Source organism: Actinoplanes teichomyceticus ATCC 31121, from assembly GCF_003711105.1.
GTDB lineage: Bacteria > Actinomycetota > Actinomycetes > Mycobacteriales > Micromonosporaceae > Actinoplanes > Actinoplanes teichomyceticus.
This window is the reverse complement of record NZ_CP023865.1, coordinates 4,775,767-4,793,946: the sequence shown is the minus strand read 5'-3', so window position 1 is coordinate 4,793,946 and position 18,180 is coordinate 4,775,767. Positions and strand designations below refer to the sequence as shown.

Here is an 18,180-nt window from a genome sequence, read left to right as displayed (position 1 = left end):
GGGGCAGGTCGGAGGGCTGCCCCGCGTCGCCTCACCGGTCAGGCCGCGACAGGAGCCTGAACGGTGACCGGAGCCGCCGACCCACCCGACAGGTGCCGTAGGTATGCCGGCAGGGTCAGGAACTCCGGGCAGGTCCGTTCGGTGAGCAGGACGGTCAGCAGCATCCGGGCCTGACCGAAGAGCCGGGCCGCCTCCTCGTCGAGCGCACCGGTCTCGCTGAGGACCGTCAACTCCTCCCGCAACATCCGGGTGACCAGGGCGGCCGTCACCGGCACACCGTAGTCGGTGGGCGTCCCCGACGCGATCCACTGCCAGAGCTGGGCCCGGCAGATCTCGGCGGTGGCGGCGTCCTCCATCAGCCCGCCGAGCGCGACCGCGCCGCGCCCGCCCAGCCATGCGGCGATGTAGCGGAGCGCGACGCTGACGTTAGTACGCAGCGCCACCTCGCTCACCGTGACCGCGCTGGAGCGCACGTCGAGCAGCTCGGCCGCGCCGACCCGCACGTCGTCGCGCTTGCGCACGATCTGGTGCGGCTCGTCGCCGAGCCACTGGTCGAACACCTCGCGGCAGATCTCGACCAGCCCCGGGTGCGCCACCCAGGAGCCGTCGAAACCGTCGCCGACCTCGCGCCGCTTGTCCTGGCGCACCTGGTTGAGGGCGCGCTTGGCGGCGACCGGGTCCCGGCTGGGCACGACCGCGGCCATCCCGCCGATCGCGTGCGCGCCGCGCCGGTGGCACGTCTTGACCAGCAGCTCGGTGTAGGCCCGCATGAACGGCACGGTCATGGTGACCTGTGAGCGTTCGGGCAGGACCACGTCCGGCCGGTTCTTGATCATGCTGAACAGGTAGTCCCAGCGGCCGGCGTTCAGACCCGCCGAGTGCTCGCGCAGCTCGTACAGGATCTCGTCCATCTCGAACGCCGCGTTGATCGTCTCGATCAGCACGGTCGCCCGGATGGTGCCGCGCGGCATCTCCAGGTAGTCCTGCGCGAAGACGAAGACGTCGTTCCAGAGCCGGGCCTCCAGGTGCGACTCCAGTTTCGGCAGGTAGAAGTACGGGCCGCTGCCCCGGTCGAGCTGCTTGCGCCCGCAGTGGAACAGGTACAGGCCGAAGTCGAACAGCGACGCCGAGACCGCCCGGCCGCCGATCCGCAGGTGGCACTCCGGCAGGTGCCAGCCACGCGGGCGGACCATGATGGTGGGAAGCGTGGCGCCGACCTGGTAGAGCCGGCCGTCCGGGGCGGTCCAGCTCAGCGTGCCGTCCAGCGCGTCCTTCAGGTTGACCTGGCCGAGCACGACGTTCTCCCAGGTGGGGGACGTGGCGTCCTCGAAGTCGGCCATCCAGACCCGGGCGCCGGAGTTGAGCGCGTTGATGGTCATCTTGCGCTCGGGCGGGCCGGTGATCTCCACGCGGCGGTCGCGCAGGTCCGCGGCCGGGGGCGCGACCTGCCACGACGGGTCCTCGCGCAGGTGCCGGGTGGAGGGCAGGAAGTCCAGATCGGTGGTGCGGGTGGCCCGGCGGCGCCGGCGGCGCTCCAGCAACTGCACCCGGCGGGCGCCGAACTCGCGGTCCAGCGCCACGACGAACGCGACGGCCTCGGGGGTGAGGATCTCGCGGTAGCGGCCGGCGGTGGTGCCGGTGATGGTGACCTCTTCGCCGCCCATGTCAGAACTGCTCCGCCTCGGTGGATCCGGACAGCGCGGTGGTGGAGCTCTGCGGGTTCAGCGCGGTGGAGACCGCGTCGAAGTAGCCGGTGCCGACCTCGGCCTGGTGCTTGGTGGCGGTGTACCCGTCGGCCTCGGCGGCGAACTCCGCCTCCTGCAGCTTCACGTACGCCGTCATGCCGCTCGCCGCGTAGCCCTTGGCCAGCTCGAACATCGAGTGGTTCAGCGCGTGGAAGCCGGCCAGGGTGACGAACTGGAACTTGTACCCCATCGCGCCGAGCTCCTTCTGGAAGCGGGCGATGTCGGCGTCGTCCAGGTTGCGCTTCCAGTTGAACGAGGGGGAGCAGTTGTACGCCAGCATCTTGCCCGGGTGCTTGGCGTGCACCGCCTCGGCGAACTCCCTGGCGAAGCGCAGGTCCGGCTTGCCGGTCTCGACCCAGAGCAGGTCGGCGTAGTCCGCGTAGGCGACACCGCGGGCGATTGCCGCCTCGGCGCCCGGGCGGACCCGGAAGAAGCCCTCGGAGGTGCGCTCGCCGGTCAGGAACGGCCGGTCGCGCTCGTCCACATCGGTGGTCAGCAGGTCCGCCGCCAGGGCGTCGGTGCGGGCGATGACCAGGGTCGGCACCCCGGCGACGTCGGCCGCCAGCCGGGCCGCGTTCAGCGTACGGATGTGCTGCTGGGTCGGGATGAGCACCTTCCCGCCGAGGTGGCCGCACTTCTTCTCGCTGGCCAGCTGGTCCTCCCAGTGCACACCCGCCGCACCGGCCGCGATCATCGCCTTCATCAGCTCGAACGCGTTGAGCGGGCCACCGAAGCCGGCTTCCGCGTCGGCGACGATCGGGGCGAACCAGTCCCGCTCGTGCCGGCCGGCCGCGTGGTCGATCTGGTCGGCGCGCAGCAGCGCGTTGTTGATCCGCCGGACCACCGCGGGCACCGAGTTGGCCGGGTACAGCGACTGGTCGGGGTAGGTGTTGCCGGACAGGTTCGCGTCCGCCGCGACCTGCCAGCCGGACAGGTAGATCGCCTTCAGGCCGGCGCGCACCTGCTGGACGGCCTGGCCGCCGGTCAGGGCGCCGAGCGCGTTGATGTACTCCTCGCTGTGCAGCAGCTCCCACAGCCGCGCCGCGCCGCGCTCGGCGAGGGTGTGTCGCTCCTGCAGGGAGCCCCGCAGCTTCACGACGTCGTGCGCGGTGTAGTCGCGCGTGATGCCGGTCCACCGGGGGTCGCCGGCCCACGCCCGAGTGAGGTCCGCAGCGGTACCGCCCCTGGTTTCGGTCAGCTCCGTCATCGAAAGATCCCTTTCCTGCCCTGTCGCGTTCTTCCTCGTGGAAGAACTTCACTCTCAGGGATCCCACCGGCCCCGTTGAAGGACTTTCGGCACAGAAGAACGTCGAAAATTCTGTTACGTTGAAACCCGTGACCGCTTCACCCTCCGCCGAGTCCGCCGTCGATCTGGTGACCCTGGGGCAGCGCCTCCGGCACCTGCGACGCACCCGGGGCATGACTCTCGACCAGCTCAGCGACGCGGTCGGGCGTGCGCCCTCGCAGCTCTCCCTGATCGAGAACGGCAAGCGCGAACCCAAGCTCTCGGTCCTGCAGGCCATCGCGGCCGCCCTCGGGGTGCCGATGCAGGACCTGCTGCGCCCGGAGGCGCCCAGCCGGCGCGCCGGCCTGGAGATCGAACTGGCGCACTTCCAGCAGAATCCCGCGTACGCCGCACTCGGGCTGCCGGTCGTCAAGGCCGGCCGGCGCCTGCCGGCCGACGCCCTGGAGTCGCTGATCGGCCTGCACCGCGAGCTCAACCGGCTGCTCACCGAGCAGAGCGCCACCCCGGAGGTGGCCCGCCGGGCGAACGCGCAACTGCGCGCGGAGATGCGCAAGCGCAACAACTACTTCGCCGAGATCGAGGCCGCCGCCAACCGGATCCTGCAATCGGTACGGCACACCACCGGCCCGCTGTCGCAGCGCGGCATCCTCGACATCGCCGCGCAGGTCGGCTTCACCCTGCACTACGTCAACGACCTGCCCAGCTCCACCCGCTCGGTGACCGACCTGAAGAACCGCCGGATCTACCTGCCCCAGGTGGCCAGCGGCAGGGGGCACGACCCGCGCGGCGTGGTCCTGCAGACGCTCGGGCACTTCGTGCTCGGCCACCACGACCCAGCCGACTACGGCGACTTCCTGCGCCAGCGGGTCGAGGTGAACTACTTCGCGGCGGCGCTGCTGATGCCGGAGCGGTTCGCGGTCGACTTCCTGACCGCGGCCAAGGCCGACCGGGCGCTGGCCATCGACGACTTCCGGGACGCGTTCGGGGTGTCCTACGAGACCGCGGCGCACCGCTTCACCAACCTGGCCACCCAGCACTTCGGCATCCCGGTGCACTTCGCCCGGGTGCACGAGAGCGGCATCGTCTACAAGGCGTACGAGAACGACAACGTGCGCTTCCCGTCCGATGTGACCGGGGCGATCGAGGGCCAGCCGGTGTGTCGCAAGTGGGCGTCCCGGACGGTGTTCGAGGCCGACGACCCGTACTCGTCGTTCTACCAGTTCACCGACACGGTGGCGGGCACGTACTGGTGCACCGTGCACGTGGAGTCGACCCGCTCGGGGGAGTTCTCGGTGACCGTCGGGACGCCGTACGAGCACGCGCGCTGGTTCCGCGGCGGGGACACCACCGGCCGTACCGTCTCCCGTTGCCCGGACCCGGACTGCTGCCGGCGCCCGCCGGCCCACCTGGTGGACCGCTGGGCCGGCAACGCCTGGCCGAGCGCCCGGGTGCACTCGCACCTGCTGGCCGCCCTGCCGCCGGGCACCTTCCCGGGGGTGGACAACCGCGACGTGTACGACTTCCTGGACCGCCGCTCCTGAGCCGTGCCCGTGGCGCGCGGCCGGTGGCGGCCGGGCCGGTTCGCACCCACCCTAAAGAATCCTTAACAGTGTTTACTGTTAACCCGACTTAATTTACGTTGGTGAACACGTCGTCCCTCATCCCCCTCAAGGAGTCCCCGATGAGACGCCGATTCACCCTGCCGGCCCTGACCGTCGCGGCGGTCACCGGTTCGCTGTTCGTGGCGGTCACCCCAGCCTTCGCGCACGGCTACATCTCATCCCCGCCCAGCCGTCAGGCGAGCTGCGCCAGCGGCGCGGTCTCCGGCTGCGGCGACATCGTCTACGAACCGCAGAGCGTCGAGGCCCCGAAGGGCTCCAAGCAGTGCAACGGAGGCGGCAGCCGGTTCACCGTGCTCAACGACAACAGCAAGAACTGGCCGGCGGCCACGGTCGGCCAGACGGTCACCTTCAACTGGGTCCTCACCGCCCGGCACTCCACCGCGACCTGGGAGTACTTCATCGGCAACACGCTGCTCGCGTCGTTCAACGACGGCGGCGCGCAGCCCGGGGCGACCAAGTCGCACACGGTCAACATGAAGGGCTTCAGCGGACGGCAGACCGTGCTCGCCCGGTGGAACGTCGCCGACACGGCGAACGCGTTCTACTCGTGCGTCGACCTGAACATCACCGGCGGCACGTCGAACCCCACCCCGACCCCGACCGCCCCGACGACCCCGCCGCCGTCGCCCACGGTCACGCCGACGACCGCGCCGCCCACGGGCAGCACGACGTGGGCGGCCGGGACCGCGTACCGGGCGGGCGACCGGGTCACCTACGCCGGGCGGTCGTACCAGTGCCGGCAGGCGCACACCGCGATCAGCGGGTGGGAGCCGCCGAACGTACCCGCCCTGTGGACCGCGCTGTGACGCCGTGCCCACGCTGATCGACCCGGGCGGCCCGGCCTGCCGGGCCGCCCTGCTCCGTGCGGGGTTCGCGCTCCGTGCGGCCTTCACGGTCGGTGCGGCGGGTGCGGTCCATGCGGCGCTCGGGATTTGTGCGGCCTTCACGGTGGGTGCGGCGGGTGCGGTCCGTGCGGCGCTCGGGATTTGTGCGGCCTTCACGGTGGGTGCGGCGGGTGCGGCGTTCGCGGTCCGCGCCGCGTGCACGGCGCGGGCCGGGACACCGGGCACCGGCCGGCGCGGCGGGCGCGCCCGGTCCGCCGCCGTCGTGGGCCTGACCTTGACCGTACTGGTGTCCGCCGGGTGCGCGCGCCCCGCCGCCGCGCCCGGCGGCGGCACCCGGCCGACGGCGCCGGGCACCGCCGTCACGTCCCGCCCGGCCACCACCCGGCCGGAGACGCCCGGCGCCGCCACCCCGCCGGCCGCGCCCGGCGCCGCCGCCGCGGTCAACGACGTCGACGTGATGTTCCTGCAGATGGGGCTCACGCAGATCAGCGAGGGCGATCGGGTCGCCGCGCTGGCCGAGCAGCGCGCCACCGACCCGCGGATCCGGGGCATCGCCACCGAGCTGCGCGGGCAGTGGCGCACCGAGCGCGGCATGATGCGACGCTGGCTGCTGGGCTGGGCCGAACCGGTCACCGCCGACCCGTCGGCCGGCGCGCACGCCGGCCACGGCGACCTGCACGCGCTACGCGCATCCGACCTCCAGCAGCTGGCGGCGGCCCGGGGCGCCGACTTCGACCGCACCGCGGTGAGCCTCCTGCTGGGCAGCCTCCACAACGGCATGGCGACCCTGCGGATGGAGGCGGCTGGCGGCGCCTACCCACCGGCGCGCAGTCTCGCCGCCCGGATGGCCGTGGACCGGCAGTCGCAGATCCAGCGCCTGCTGCGGCTGGCCGCCTGACCGTCCGCCGCGGCCGGACGACCGGGACGGTCCCGCCCGGCCCGCAGGGCGCACCGCCGCCGCGGTCGCCGGCACCCGGTCAGTACCAGCCGGTGCACTCGGTCGCGGTGCGTTCGTAGTGGACGTCCAGGGTGGCGGCGCAGGCGCGCCCGGCCAGCCCGGCGTCGTTGAGCATCGGGGACCAGGCGTCCGAGGTCGGCGTGGTCGCCATGCGCAGCACGCCGTTGCTGTACCGGGTCTCGACCCAGTGCTCGCCGCGCATCCCCGGGAAGCCGACCGCGGTACGCGACCAGACGGTGCGGCAGGCGACGCTGTAGCGCAGCTCGACCCAGCCGCGCTCCGAGGTGTGCCGCGTGACGGCGTCGTCGGCGCAGCGCTGCGGAATGCCGTCCTGGCAGGCCGAGCCGCACATGTTGAAGGTCCGCGGATCCTGCTGGTCGCATTTCGCCCCGCAGGCCGCCGCCCCGGGCCCGGCGCCGGTGGGCGAGGCGCCGTTGGGCTCAGCGCTGTCGGTGGAGGTGGCGGCGGGCTGGGTGGCGGCGGGCTGGGCGCCGACGGGCTTGGTGCCGGCGGACTGGGTGCCGGCGGACTTGGTACCGGCGGGCTCGGCGTCGTCGGGTGAGGCGTTGGCGGAGACGACACCGGTGGGCGAGACGCCGGTGGAGACGGCATCGGCGGACACGGCGCCGGCGGGTGAGGCCCCGGCGAACGCGATGCCGGCTGCGGCCAGCAGGGCGACGGCCAGCCTTTGCGGGCGTCTGGACATGATGAACCCCCGTTCGGAAGATGTCGACTTCCGACGCTAGGCCCCCGGTCCGGTCCGGCGCGGCGGCTTCCGCGAAACGCGCCCGGGAAGCCGCCGCCGCACGGTCACGCGGCGGCAGCGACCGCACCGCACGGCCGGGGCGGCGCGACCCCGGCGTGCCGCCGCCGACCGGTGACCACCCGGCCAGGCGGAACGATCCACATCGGTCCCGGTGCGGGCGTCCACCCCGGCCCGCAGCAGTTCACGACGGTCACCGGCACGCGCATCAGGAGCAAACCCCTTCCCGGTACGCCGCTGTGGCCCCGCCCGCAGGCCTCCCGGCCACGTCCCGTGCCGCTCCCGCGCGACGCCGCCACGGCGCCGGGCCCAGCCGCGTCCCGGCGCCCCGGCGATGGCTGCCCGAGCGCGACGACCACCCGCACCGCCGGCCACGTCCACCGGCTGGTGGTGCGGGCGGAATGACCGCCGCGCGTGCCAGCTGGATGCCGCCGGCTGGTGGCCGGGGGGGTGGTTTGCGGGGCGGGATTACGCCTGTGTGCGCCAGCTGAGTTGCGGCCGCTGGTGGTGGCGGTGGTTCAGCGGGGTCGGCGTCAGGCGGGGGCGCGCGGCGGTCCGGGGTGGAGCGGGCGTCGCGTGGGCCGGGCACGGGGCCCGGCGCGGGGCCCGGCGCGGGGCCGCGGGCCGGCTCAGCTGACCAGGCGGCGCTCCCAGGCCCAGGCGGCGACCTCGACCCGGTTCCGCGCGCCCAACTTGCCCTGCACGCTGCCCAGGTGTGTCTTCACGGTGCCGACCGAGATGAACAGCTCGGCGGCGATCTCCGCGTTGGTCCGGCCGCGCGCGATCAGGCGGACCACGTCCAGCTCCCGCGGGGAGAGACCGCCGTCGTCGCCGGGTGGCGCCGGGGGCGACAGGTGCTCCAGCAGCCGTACGGTGATCGACGGGCTGATCAGCGCATCCCCGGAGACCGCCGCGCGGACCGCCTCGACCAGCAGCGCCGGTCCGGAATCCTTGAGCAGGAAGCCGGCCGCCCCGTTGCGCAGCGCCTGGTGCACGTACTCGTCCAGGTCGAAGGTGGTGACCATGACCACCTTGACCGGATCGGCCACGCCCGGCCCGGCGAGCAGCCGCAACGCCTGCAGGCCGTCCATCCTCGGCATCCGGATGTCGAACAGCGCCACGTCCGGGCGCAGCCGCCGGGCCAGCTCCACCGCCGCCACGCCGTCGGCCGCCTCGCCGACCACCTCCATGTCCGGCTGCGCGCCGATGATCATGCCGAATCCGGTGCGGACCAGCGCCTGATCGTCCGCGACGAGTACGCGTATCAACAGTCACCCCAGTACGAGTTCACAGCGGGAACACCGCGTCGACCACCCAGCCGCCGTCGACGCCCGGCCCGGACACGATCTGGCCGCCGGCCGCGCGGACCCGCTCGGTCAGCCCGACCAGACCGTACCCCGGCCGGTCCAGCGACGGCCGCGGCGCCGGGCCGTCGTTGGCCACCCGGATCAGCAGCTGGTCCGGGGCGCGCCGCACCCAGATGTCCACCGCGGTGGCCTGTGGCGCGTGCTGGCGGACGTTGGTCAGCGCCTCCATCACCACCCGGTACGCCGAGGTGGACACCTCCACCGGCAGCCCGTGCGCATCGCCCTGCAGGTGCAGCCGGGCCGGCGGGCCACCGGCCGCGGTGAACTGCTCGGCCATCTGGGAAAGCTCCGGCACCCCGGCGACCGGGGCGAGCGGGGCGTCCGGGCGCGAGTCCGGATCGCGCAGCACCCCGACCATGCGGCGCATCGAGGCCATCGTCTCGGTGCCGGCCTGCTCGATCTGCTCCAGCGCCAGCAGCACCCGTTTCGGGTCCTGCTCGGCGACGAACCGGGCGCCCTGGGCCTGCACCACGATCCCGGTGACGTGGTGGGCGATGAAGTCGTGCAGGTCCCGGGCGAACTCGGCGCGCTGCTCGGCGCGGACCGAGTCGAGCGCGCGCTGCCGGTTGTTGGCGGCCATCCGCAGGGCCACGCCCAGGCCGATGGCGCCGGCCGCGCCGAGCGCCTGCACCAGGCTGAACGTGCCGTAGATGGCGGACTGGCCGGCCCGCAGCGGCATGACGCTGACCGCCGCACCGGTGATCACCAGCGCGACGACGGCCGGACCGGGCCGGGCGCCGCGGGCCACCATCCCGAGCACGACCAGCAGCGCGGCGGACTCGGCCAGCCCCCACGGCCCGCCGTACGGACCGATGACCACCAGCGCCGCGGTGACCGCCAGCGAGACGCCGGAGACGGCGATCGCGGCGATCGGCAGCATCCGTGAGCCGGGCCGGTAGTGCGGCAGCCAGACCGCGGCAGCCGCCATCGCCAGCAGGATCTGGCCACCCAGCAGCGGGCTGGCGGTCATGCCGGCGCTCAGGTCGACCAGGCCGATCAGCGCCATGGCGCCCAGCCCGGCGACCTGCAGCAGCCCTACCAGGACACGGTTCATCGTCCCCAGCGTAGGTGGCCGCCGGGCCGGCCCCATCGGCCGAAAGTAAGACCCGCCGCGCCCGCAAGCCGGTCCGCGAGCCGATGTGCCGGGCGGCGGGATCGATCAGGATCCTGGTGTCCGATTCACCGCAATCTTGGAGCTTGCATGCAGACGCAATCGTCACCCCCGATCGGCCGTGACGCCCTGGCGGCGGTCGCGGCCGTCGATCTGGTCAAGGTGTACGGCGCCGGCGACACGGCGGTACGCGCCCTCGACGGGGTCACGGTCGGCTTCGAGCGTGCCCGCTTCACCGCCATCATGGGCCCCTCCGGGTCCGGCAAGTCCACCCTGATGCACTGCCTGGCCGGGCTGGACACCGCCACGTCCGGTCAGGTGCTGCTCGGCGGCAGCGACCTGACCCGCCAGTCCGACAAGGTGCTGACCAGGGTGCGCCGGGAGCGGATCGGCTTCGTCTTCCAATCGTTCAACCTGCTCCCGCAGCTGACCGCGGCCGGCAACATCACCCTGCCGCTGGACCTGGGCGGCCGCAAGCCGGACGCCGAGCTGTTCGACCGCCTGGTCACCACGCTGGGACTGGCCGGGCGGCTCGGCCACCTGCCCAGCGAGCTCTCCGGCGGCCAGCAGCAGCGGGTCGCCCTGGCCCGGGCCCTGGTGTCGCGGCCCGAGGTGCTCTTCGCCGACGAGCCCACCGGCAACCTGGACTCCCGCTCCGGCGCCGAGGTGCTCGGGCTGCTCCGCGACTCGGTCCGCGACCTGGGCCAGACCATCGTGATGGTCACCCACGACCCGGGCGCCGCGGCCTACGCCGACCGGGTGGTGCTGCTCGCCGACGGCCGGCTGGCCGGGGAGATCCACCGACCGGACATCGCCTCGGTCACCGACGCGCTGCAGTCGCTGGCGGCCGGCCGATGAACCCGGTCCTGCGCACCCAGCTCGCCGGGGTCGCCCGGCGCCCGGCGCGGATGCTGCTGACCGGCCTCGCCGTGCTGGTCGCGTCGTTCGTCGTCTACGCCACCGTGCTCGCCCAGCAGATCACCGAACGCAGCGTGCTGGACGGGCTGAGCGGCACCCCGGAGGCCGTCGACCTGGTGGTCCGCGACGGCACGGTCACCGACCGGGAGCTGGCCGCGATCACCGCGCTGCCCGGGGTCGCCGGCGCCGCCGGGCGCTCCAGCCTCGGCGCCCAGCTCGGCGGGCAGTACCTCAACGTCACCGCCGACCCGGGCGGCGGCCCGCTCGCGCTGGTCACGGTGCGGTCCGGGCGCTACCCGAGCGCGCCCGGCGAGATCGCGGTCACCCCGCGCACCGTGCAGCTGCTCGGCCTCGACGTCGGCTCGTCGGCCACCGTCGACCCGGGCACCGGGCGCAAGACGGCGCTCCGGGTGGTCGGCGTGGTCGACGCGCCGCAGGACTTCGGCTACGACGCGTACGCCCCCACCGCCACCGTGGTCGCCCTCGGCGGCGAGCACTACCTGCAGCAGATCGACATCGACCTGGCCGGCGGCGCCGACGCCGACCGGCTACGCGGCCGGATCGAGGCGGTGTTCGCCGCGGTCAAGGCGGACGAGCGACCGGACGTGGCCACGGGGGCCGACGTACGGCTCGACGAGGCCCGGTCGGCCGCCTCCGAGATCGACCAGGTGTTCGCCGTCGTCGCCATGTTCGTCGCGGTCGCCGTCGCCGCGGCCGGTCTGATCGCCGCCAGCACCTTCCGGATCGTCTTCGCCCAGCGGATGCGCCAGCTCGCGCTGCTGCGCGCGGTCGGCGCCGGCCGGGGCGCGACGTTCCGCGCGCTGGCCACCGAGGGGGCGCTGACCGGCCTGGTCACCGGCGTGGCCGGGGTGCTGGCCGGGCTCGCCGCCGGCCACCTCGTCCCGGCCGCGCTGCGCGGGATCGGCTGGAATGTGCTGTCCCCGGGCGTGCCGGTGCTGCCCGCGCTGGGCACCGTCCTGCTCGCGGTGCTGATGACCGTCCTGGCCGTGCTCGCCCCGGCGGTCTCCGCCTCCCGGGTCGCGCCGCTGGAGGCACTGCGCGCCGCGGCCGGTACCGGCGCGCGCACCGGCATCGGCCGGCTGCGCTGGGTCGCCGGGCTGCTGCCGCTCGCCGCGGGTCTGGCCCTGGCCGGGTACGTCGCCACCAACCTGCCCAGCCCGGACGCGCGGGACCACGACGCCCAGACCATGTTGCTGGCCGTGGTGGCCTCCGGCGCGCTGGCCTTCGTGGCCCTGATCGCCCTCGGCCCGGTCCTGGTCCGGCCGGTCCTCGCGGTCGCCGGCTGGCCGCTGCGCCGGCTCGGCCCGATCGGGCGGCTGGCGATCGGCGGGGTGGGCGGCAGCGCCCGCCGGGCCGCCGCGGTGTCGGTGGTGGTCGCGCTGGGCGTGACGCTGATCGCCGGGGTGCTCGTCGGCGGCGCGTCGGTCCGGGTGCTCGGCGACCGCGAGCTGGCCGCCTCGGCCCCGGCCGACTTCGAGCTGACCGGCAGCGCGGGCGCCACCCTGCCGGCCGGCTCCGCCGACCGGGCGCGGGCCGCCGGGCAGCTCACCCGGGTCACCCCGTACCGGCGGCTGGACGCTGTGAAGGTCGGACAGCTCGACGACGTGGCGGTCACCGACCTGGACATGGCCGCGCTGCCCCGGCTGCGCGACCTGGACGTCCGCAACGGCTCGGTGGACGACCTGGGCCCGGGCCGGGCGGTGATCGCCCGCTCCCTGGCCGAGCTGGCCGGGCTGGACGTCGGCGACACCGTCGAGGTGACCGCCCGGCGCGGCAAGGCCCGGCTGGCCGTGGTCGCGGTGCTCGGCGACGACGCGCCACTGCACACCTGGATGCTGGTCACCCCGGCCGACCTGAGCGCGCTCGGGGCCGGCGCCGGGTACTCCGGGCTGCTCGCCGACGCGGCCGGGGACACCGAGCAGGCCCGGACAGAGGGGCTGCGGGCGCTGCGCGCGGTGACCGGCGGGGCGGGCGACTTCACCGTGGAGGTGCTCGCCGACCAGCGTGACCGGGTCGACTCGGCGATGACCGCGCTGCTCGGCATCGCGCTCGGCCTGATCGGCCTGACCGTGCTGATCGCCGTGGTCGGGGTGGGCGCCACCACCGCGCTGTCGGTGGTCGAGCGGGTCCGCGAGTCCGGGTTGCTGCGCGCGATCGGCATGTCCCGGGGCGGCCTGCGCGCCATGCTCACCGCCGAGTCCGCCCTGTACGGCGTGATCGGCGCGGTGCTCGGGCTGCTGCTCGGCGTCCCGTACGCCTGGCTGGCCCTGCAGGCGACCGGGGTGAACGCGCCGCTCACGGTGCCGGTCTGGCAGCTGGTCGTGGCGTTCGTGGCGCTGGTGGCGTTGACCGCGCTGGCCGGGGTGCTGCCGGCCCGGCGCGCGGCCCGGGTCAGCCCGGTGCACGCGCTCGGCACCGACTGATCCGCGGCGGACTCAGCCGGACCGGCGGGCCTGGCCACGCCGGTCCGGGCCGGGGAGGGGGTCGGCCGGGGGCAGGGTGAACCAGAAGGTGGCGCCCTGCCCCTCCCCGCCCTCGGCCCGGATCTCCCCGCCGTGCCGCTCCACCGCCCGGTGCACCGTGGTCAGCCCGATCCCGGTGCCCGGGAAGTCGCGCGCGTCGTGCAGCCGGGCGAACGGCCGGAACAGCTCACCGGCCTTGCCGGTCGGGAAACCGGCGCCGTTGTCGCGCACGAAGTAGCGGCCGTCCCGGAAGCCGATCTGCACCAGCGGGTGCTCGACCTTGCGGGTGAACTTCACCGCGTTGCTGATCAGGTTCTCCAGGATCACCCGGACCAGCCCCTCGTCGGCGTTCGCGGTCATCCCCTCCTGGATTTCGAAGTCGACCTTCTGCTCCGGCTCGCGGGCGGCCAGCTCGGCGCACACCTGGCGGGCCGTGGCGGTCAGGTCGAAGGTGGTGCGGCGCAGCTCGCCGCGGCTGGCCCGGGCCAGGATCAGCAGCGACTCCACCAGGTCGGCCATCCGCAGCGCGGCGGCGTGGATGCGGGTCAGCCGGTGCCGGGTCTGCTCGCCGAGCGGCTCGTCGTCGGCCTCGTCGAGCATGTGCTCGGCGAAACTGCTGATCACCTGGAGCGGGCCGCGCAGGTCGTGCGAGACCGAGCCGGAGAACGCCTCCAGCTCCCGGTTGCGCCACTCCAGCTCCTCGACCATCGCGGCCCGGGTCTCGGCGATCCGGCGGGCCGCCCGCTCCTCGGCCGCGTCCAGCTCCCGGCGCATCAGCTCCTCGCGGATCCGGCGGGACTCGTCGTGCGACTGCTTGCGGCGGATCTGCGCGCGCACGTGCACCCGCAGCCCTTCCGGCACGTCGGCCAGCCGCACGTAGTCGTCGGCGCCGGCGGCCAGGCAGTCCAGCATCGCGTCGTCGTGGCCCGCCATGATCAACGGGAGGTCGCCGATCTGCGGGACCTGCCGGATCCGGCGGCAGGCCTGCCGGGCCCGGGCCGGGTCGTCGTCCAGGCCCAGCACGATGCAGTCGGCCGGCTGCTCGCCGAGCAGCGCCAGGGCGTCGTCGACACCGGAGCAGGCGACCACGTCGTACCCCTCGGCGCGCAGCGCGTCGGCCCAGGTTTCCAGCTCGTCGCGGTTCGGGCTGACGGTGAGCACCTTGCCCGGGCCGTGCAGGCTGCCGGTCGCCTCGATCGGCAGCTGCTCGGTGGTCTGGCGCAGCACCGCGGCCAGTTTCGCCAGCACCACGGCCAGGTCCTGCTGCTTGCGGAAGAAGCCGTCGGCGCCGGCGTCGAGCATCTGCATCTCGGTGGCGTAGTCCTCGGCGGCGGTCATCAGCAGGCACGGGGTGTCGCGCAGGGCCGGGTCGAGCCGGACCCGGCGGATCACCGTGGCGCCGTCGATGCCCGGCATCACCCCGTCGACGATCACCGCGTGCGGGCGGCGGTCGGCGGCCATCCGCAGGCCCTCCTCGCCGCTGCCGGCGACCAGCACCGCGTACCCCTCCGCCTCCAGCAGGTCGCGCAGCCGCTCCCGGAAGGTGATGCTGTCGTCGATCACCAGGACGGTCGGGGCGGCGTCCTCGCCCCGGGTCGCCTCGCCGAGCAGCTGCCGGGTACGCGCCACCACGTACCCGGCGTCGTACGGCTTGCCGACGTACTCGTCCGCGCCGATGCGCAGCCCGGCCAGCCGGTCGGCGACCTCGCTCTCCACCGACAGCAGCATGGTCACCACGTCCGCGTGGGCCGGCGAGCCGCGCAGCTCGGTGAGCAGGTCCAGGCCGTCCGCGTCGGGCAGCAGCACGTCCAGCACGGCGGCGTCGAACTTGGCGTTGGCGAACGCGTCCCGCGCCTCGGCGCCGGTCGCGCACAGGATGGTGCGGAAGCCGTCGTCGGAGAACGCGTCGTGCAGGTCCATCCGTACGGTCAGGCTGTCGTCGACGATCAGCACGGTCGGGCTCATCGGCGGCTCACCACCGGCCGCAGCTCGGCCAGCCGCGCCGCGATCCGGGCCGGGGGCAGCACGTACAGCGCCGCGCCGAGCAGCACCGCTTCCCGGGGCATCCCGTACACCGTGCAGCTCTGCTCGTCCTGGGCGAACGTCACCGCGCCCCGGTGGCGCATCTGCAGCAGCCCGGACGCGCCGTCACGCCCCATCCCGGTGAGCAGGCAGCCGGCCGCGGTACCGCCGTACTCGGCGGCCACCGACTCGAACAGCACGTCCACCGAGGGGCGGCAGGAGTGCCGCAGCGGGCCGTCGGAGAGCCGCAGGGTGTGCTCCCGGACGTACAGGTGCCGGTCCGGCGGGGCGAGCAGCACCTGACCGGTCAGGGTGCGCACCGGCACGCCGTCGCCGGCGTAGCGCACGTTGCGGCCGGTCTGCCCGGCCAGCCAGTCGGAGAACGCCACCGCGAACTGCTCGCTGGCCGCGATGTGCTGCACGCACAGCACCGGCGTACGGAAGTCCGGCGGCAGCTCCCGCAGCAGTTCGGTGAGCGCGGCCGGGCCGCCGGTCGACGCGCCGACCGCGACCACGGCCAGCGTGCTGGTGGGGGCGGCCGCCGGGGACGCCGGCGCGGATCCCTGCCGGGCCCGCCCGTCCAGCCGGGCCCGCGGATGGGTGATCACCCGGATCCGGGACACCATCCGCAGCGCCCGGCGCAGCCGCGGCTTCCAATCCGCGTCCGACTCGTCGCCGCGCGGCTTCTCCATCACGTCCACCGCGCCCGCGGCCAGCGCGTTGTACGTGCTGAACAGCTCCTGCCGGTCCGCCGAGGAGACCACCAGGATCGGGGTCGGGTGCTCGGCCATGATGTGCTCGGTGGCCTGCAGCCCGCTGATCCCGGGCAGCATCATGTCCATCGTGATCACGTCGGGGCGCAGCCGGGCGGCCATGTCGATCGCCTCCTCCCCGCTCACCGCCTCGCCGACCACCTGCAGCTCCGGGTCCTCGGCGAGCGCCTCGCGCAGGTGGTGGCGCATGGTCGGGGAGTCCTCGACGACCAGCACCCGGATCATGCCCGGACCACCAGACGGCGGATGTGCGCGAGCAACTCCTGCTGGTCGAACTCGCCCTTGACGATGTACGCGCTGGCCCCGGCCCGCATCCCGCGTTCCCGGTCGGCGGCGCTGGCGCGGGAGCTGACCAGGATGGCCGGGACCGCGGCGAGCTCCGGGTCGGCGCGGGTGCGCTCGACGAAGGTGAAGCCGTCGATGCCGGGCATGTCGATGTCGGTGAGGAACAGGCCGTACCGGCGGGACCGGGCCCGTTCCAGGCCCTCCTCGCCGGAGGCGGCCAGGTCCACCTGGTAGCCGGCCGATTCGAGGATGCTGCGTTCCAGCATCCTGGTGGTCAGCGAATCGTCGACCACCAGGATGGGCAGCGGGGGAGCGGGCGCGGTCACCTCGGCGTGAGCGCCGCCGGCCGCGCTCCGCAGGATGTCGCCGGCCAGGCCGAGCGGTTCGAGCACCAGCCGCGGGTTGCCGTCCGCGTCGACCGTGACGCTGCCGACCGCCGGGATCGACGGGGCCAGCTCCGGCAGCGGGCGGGCGACCAGGGCGTGGGTGCCGCACAGCCGGTCCACCCCGACCGCCACCGTGCCGTCCCCGGTGTGGATCACCACGGCGGCGCCCGGCCCGGTGGCGTCCGGCACCGCCCGCCCGGTGTAGAGCGTCTCGGCCAGCGGCCGGAACGGCGCGGCGGTGTCCTGGTAGACGAGCCGGCCGGTGGTGGCCGCGGTGGCGGCCTCCGCGGCGGACAGGCGCACGCAGGCGCGGACCGCGTCCAGCGGCAGCGAGACCACCATGCCGCCGGCCTCGACGAGCAGCCCGGTCATGCTCAGCAGCGCCAGCGGCACGACGAGCTCCACGGTGGCCCCGGCGCCGGGCGTGCTGAAGATCCTCACGTCGCCGTGCAGCTGCGCCGCGACGTCACGCAGCACGTCCATCCCGATCGCCCGGCCGGACACCTCGGTCACCTCCGGGGAGGTGCTGAGGCCGCCGTGCAGCACCAGGTCGAGGACCTCGGTCTCGCCGCCGCCCGCGTCCACGGTGAGCAGGCCCTGGGCCTGGGCCTTGCGGCGCAGCCCGGCCACGTCGAACCCGCGCCCGTCGTCGGTGCAGCGGAACGCGGCGAACCGGCCGCGCCGCTGCACCCCGAAGGTGACCGTCCCCTCGGCGGGCTTGCCCGCGGCCAGCCGCTCGGCGGCCGGCTCCACCCCGTGCACCACGGCGTTGCGCACCACGTGCAGGAACGCCGCGTTGACCGGGCCGAGCAGGTGCAGACCCATCTTCACCTCGGCGCCCTGCGTGACGAACGCGACCCGCTTGCCCTCGCTGTCGGCGGCGTCCCGGACCGCCCGGCGCAGCGCGGTGAAGATGCTGCCGGCCGGCACCAGGCGCAGCCCTTCGGCCTTTCCCCGTACGTCGTCGAGCCCCCGCTCGATCTGGTCGACCGCGTCGGTCAGCCGGCGCCCGGCGGCGCCCAGCTCCCCGGCCAGCCGCTGCGCCGTGGCCCGGGCGACCGCGGGCGGGGTACGGCCGCCGCGCAGCTGGTCGGCGAGCGCCTCGGCGCTGCGGTGCAGCCGTTCCAGGGTGTGGCATCCGGACCGCAGCGGCGCCATCCGGGCGTTCGCCTCCGCGATCGAGTCCAGCAGGTGGTCCAGGTCCTCGGTCGGCGACCGCGCGGGGCCCGGCCCGGGCTCCGGCATCTCCGCCGGCGGCGGGGCCGGCGCCGGGGCGGCCGGTGGCGACTCGGGCCGCGGCGCCGGTTCCGGCCCCGCCGCCGGTTCCGGTTCCGGCGCCGGTTCGGACAGTGCCGCCACCTGGGCGCTGATCTCGTCGTTGAGCCGCAGCAGCTCGCGCATGTCGGAGGCGGCCAGCGCGCCCGGGTCGTCCCGGTACGGCACCAGGATCTCCTCGAACTCGTGCGCCCGGTCGGCGATCTCCTTCTGCTTCACCACCCGGGCCGCGCCCTTGAGGGTGTGCGTCACCCGCAGCAGCTTGGCCATCGGTTCCGGCCCGGGCCGCTGGTCCAGGTCCAGCACGCCGGAGCTGATCTGTTCCACCAGCTCCCGCGCCTCGACCCGGAAGTAGCGCAGCGGGTCCCGGCTGCCCGGCAT

13 protein-coding genes are annotated in these 18,180 nt (G+C 74.5%); 5 read left to right on the top strand and 8 right to left on the bottom strand.

Annotated elements, in window-relative coordinates; translation table 11 throughout:
* Window positions 1-38: 38 nt before the first annotated feature.
* Window positions 39-1,664, bottom strand: a complete 1,626-nt coding sequence (aceB, locus tag ACTEI_RS21155) for a malate synthase A (protein ID WP_122979232.1) — start codon at window positions 1,662-1,664, stop codon at window positions 39-41.
* A 1-nt stretch (window position 1,665) separates the two neighbouring features.
* Window positions 1,666-2,952 carry an isocitrate lyase gene (gene aceA, locus ACTEI_RS21150; protein ID WP_122979231.1) on the bottom strand — a complete coding sequence of 429 codons (1,287 nt, stop codon included), beginning with the start codon at window positions 2,950-2,952 and terminating at the stop codon, window positions 1,666-1,668.
* Window positions 2,953-3,080: 128 nt separating this feature from the next.
* On the opposite strand from aceA, the gene ACTEI_RS21145 reads away from it, so the two are divergent.
* From ACTEI_RS21145 to ACTEI_RS21135, 3 genes are all read left to right on the top strand, one after another.
* Window positions 3,081-4,532, top strand: a complete 1,452-nt coding sequence (locus ACTEI_RS21145) for an XRE family transcriptional regulator (RefSeq protein ID WP_122979230.1) — start codon at window positions 3,081-3,083, stop codon at window positions 4,530-4,532.
* A gap of 140 nt (window positions 4,533-4,672) precedes the next feature.
* Window positions 4,673-5,419, top strand: coding sequence for a lytic polysaccharide monooxygenase (locus ACTEI_RS21140; protein ID WP_122982308.1), 747 nt, complete (start codon window positions 4,673-4,675; stop codon window positions 5,417-5,419).
* Window positions 5,420-5,720: 301 nt separating this feature from the next.
* A complete protein-coding gene (locus tag ACTEI_RS21135; RefSeq protein WP_244940644.1) occupies window positions 5,721-6,356 on the top strand; it encodes a DUF305 domain-containing protein in 636 nt (211 codons plus the stop codon).
* A 79-nt stretch (window positions 6,357-6,435) separates the two neighbouring features.
* On the opposite strand, the gene ACTEI_RS21130 is transcribed toward ACTEI_RS21135, so the two are convergent.
* From ACTEI_RS21130 to ACTEI_RS21120, 3 genes are all read right to left on the bottom strand, one after another.
* On the bottom strand, window positions 6,436-7,122 hold the full coding sequence (locus tag ACTEI_RS21130; RefSeq protein ID WP_122979229.1) for a DUF2690 domain-containing protein: 687 nt from the start codon (window positions 7,120-7,122) through the stop codon (window positions 6,436-6,438).
* A gap of 686 nt (window positions 7,123-7,808) precedes the next feature.
* Window positions 7,809-8,447: a response regulator gene (locus tag ACTEI_RS21125; protein ID WP_122979228.1), complete on the bottom strand. Its 639-nt coding sequence runs from the start codon at window positions 8,445-8,447 to the stop codon at window positions 7,809-7,811.
* A gap of 19 nt (window positions 8,448-8,466) precedes the next feature.
* Complete coding sequence (locus ACTEI_RS21120) at window positions 8,467-9,600, bottom strand: sensor histidine kinase (protein WP_122979227.1); 1,134 nt, start codon at window positions 9,598-9,600, stop codon at window positions 8,467-8,469.
* A 147-nt stretch (window positions 9,601-9,747) separates the two neighbouring features.
* Between ACTEI_RS21120 and ACTEI_RS21115 the strand changes: the two genes are divergently transcribed.
* Entirely contained in the window at window positions 9,748-10,515 is a 768-nt protein-coding gene (locus ACTEI_RS21115) for an ABC transporter ATP-binding protein (protein WP_122979226.1), read from the top strand.
* On the top strand, window positions 10,512-13,019 hold the full coding sequence (locus ACTEI_RS21110; protein WP_122979225.1) for an FtsX-like permease family protein: 2,508 nt from the start codon (window positions 10,512-10,514) through the stop codon (window positions 13,017-13,019). Before ACTEI_RS21115 ends, ACTEI_RS21110 begins: the two co-directional genes overlap by 4 nt.
* A 12-nt stretch (window positions 13,020-13,031) precedes the next feature.
* Here the strand turns inward: ACTEI_RS21110 and ACTEI_RS21105 are convergent, their stop codons facing one another.
* Genes ACTEI_RS21105 through ACTEI_RS21095 form a run of 3 tightly spaced genes read right to left on the bottom strand, consistent with a single transcriptional unit; the run spans window position 13,032 to window position 18,180 of the window.
* Window positions 13,032-15,023, bottom strand: coding sequence for a response regulator (locus ACTEI_RS21105; RefSeq protein ID WP_122979224.1), 1,992 nt, complete (start codon window positions 15,021-15,023; stop codon window positions 13,032-13,034).
* On the bottom strand, window positions 15,020-16,078 hold the full coding sequence (gene cheB, locus ACTEI_RS21100; RefSeq protein WP_122979223.1) for a chemotaxis-specific protein-glutamate methyltransferase CheB: 1,059 nt from the start codon (window positions 16,076-16,078) through the stop codon (window positions 15,020-15,022). Before cheB ends, ACTEI_RS21105 begins: the two co-directional genes overlap by 4 nt.
* Entirely contained in the window at window positions 16,075-18,180 is a 2,106-nt protein-coding gene (locus tag ACTEI_RS21095; RefSeq protein ID WP_122979222.1) for a hybrid sensor histidine kinase/response regulator, read from the bottom strand. Before ACTEI_RS21095 ends, cheB begins: the two co-directional genes overlap by 4 nt.

What these genes read in the sequence shown, in the direction of transcription:
- aceB (WP_122979232.1), bottom strand. Translation starts at nt 1,664, where the DNA reads ATGGGCGGCGAAGAGGTCACCATCACCGGCACCACCGCCGGCCGCTAC.
- aceA (WP_122979231.1), bottom strand. Translation starts at nt 2,952, where the DNA reads ATGACGGAGCTGACCGAAACCAGGGGCGGTACCGCTGCGGACCTCACT.
- ACTEI_RS21140 (WP_122982308.1), top strand. Translation starts at nt 4,673, where the DNA reads ATGAGACGCCGATTCACCCTGCCGGCCCTGACCGTCGCGGCGGTCACC.
- ACTEI_RS21130 (WP_122979229.1), bottom strand. Translation starts at nt 7,122, where the DNA reads ATGTCCAGACGCCCGCAAAGGCTGGCCGTCGCCCTGCTGGCCGCAGCC.
- ACTEI_RS21120 (WP_122979227.1), bottom strand. Translation starts at nt 9,600, where the DNA reads ATGAACCGTGTCCTGGTAGGGCTGCTGCAGGTCGCCGGGCTGGGCGCC.
- ACTEI_RS21115 (WP_122979226.1), top strand. Translation starts at nt 9,748, where the DNA reads ATGCAGACGCAATCGTCACCCCCGATCGGCCGTGACGCCCTGGCGGCG.
- ACTEI_RS21110 (WP_122979225.1), top strand. Translation starts at nt 10,512, where the DNA reads ATGAACCCGGTCCTGCGCACCCAGCTCGCCGGGGTCGCCCGGCGCCCG.
- ACTEI_RS21105 (WP_122979224.1), bottom strand. Translation starts at nt 15,023, where the DNA reads ATGAGCCCGACCGTGCTGATCGTCGACGACAGCCTGACCGTACGGATG.
- cheB (WP_122979223.1), bottom strand. Translation starts at nt 16,078, where the DNA reads ATGATCCGGGTGCTGGTCGTCGAGGACTCCCCGACCATGCGCCACCAC.
- ACTEI_RS21095 (WP_122979222.1), bottom strand. Translation starts at nt 18,180, where the DNA reads ATGCCGGGCAGCCGGGACCCGCTGCGCTACTTCCGGGTCGAGGCGCGG.